Annotated in this window: 2 pseudogenes; both read left to right on the forward strand. The window is 46.9% G+C overall.

Annotation, left to right across the window (positions count from 1 at the left end):
- Positions 1 to 462, forward strand: a pseudogene (locus tag A3739_RS01210) (ABC transporter permease); the annotation flags it as partial.
- A gap of 9 nt (positions 463 to 471) precedes the next feature.
- Positions 472 to 684 (forward strand): annotated as a pseudogene (locus A3739_RS01215) (ABC transporter permease); the annotation flags it as partial.

Genomic DNA, 684 nt, shown 5'->3' on the forward strand with positions numbered 1-684 from the left:
ATGTCTCGTGCAATGCTCGGCTTCCAGATTAATGTGCTGGGTCAAGATCCTTCAGCAGCAAGTTTTGCAGGGTTTAAAGATAAAAAGCTTGTTTGGTTGGTGCTGCTAATTTGTGGTGCTTTGGCGGGGCTCGCTGGTGTGTCTGAAGTCACTGGTCCTGTCGGGCAGTTGAATCCATATATTGCACCTGGCTACGGCTATGCTGCGATTATTATTGTGTTCTTGGGCCGTATGCATCCTGGCGGTATTGTGATTGCCAGTATGCTTCTCGCACTCACTTACATGGGCGGTGAAATGGTTCAAATGGACCTGACACTTCCGAAGTCTATTACGGGCTTATTCCAAGGTATGTTGCTGTTTTATCTCTTAGCGTGTGACTTGTTGATCTCATATCGCATCGTTCGAGATCGTCCGGTTCAAACTAAATCATCTAGCAATCAACAAGAAACAGCGCAGGCGTAAGGGGCAGTCGTGGATATTGAATTAATCACTAACATCTTATTTGCGACCATTCGCACAGGTACGCCGCTTATTTTGATCGCATTGGGTGAAATGGTGTGTGAAAAGTCTGGTGTATTGAACTTGGGCCAAGAAGGCATGGTGCTAATGGGCGCAGTGCTTGGTTTTGCTGCCTCAGTGATCACCGGTAATTTGGGCTTGGGTCTTGTGGCATCAGTTATTGCT

Source organism: Oleiphilus sp. HI0067 (assembly GCF_001635735.1).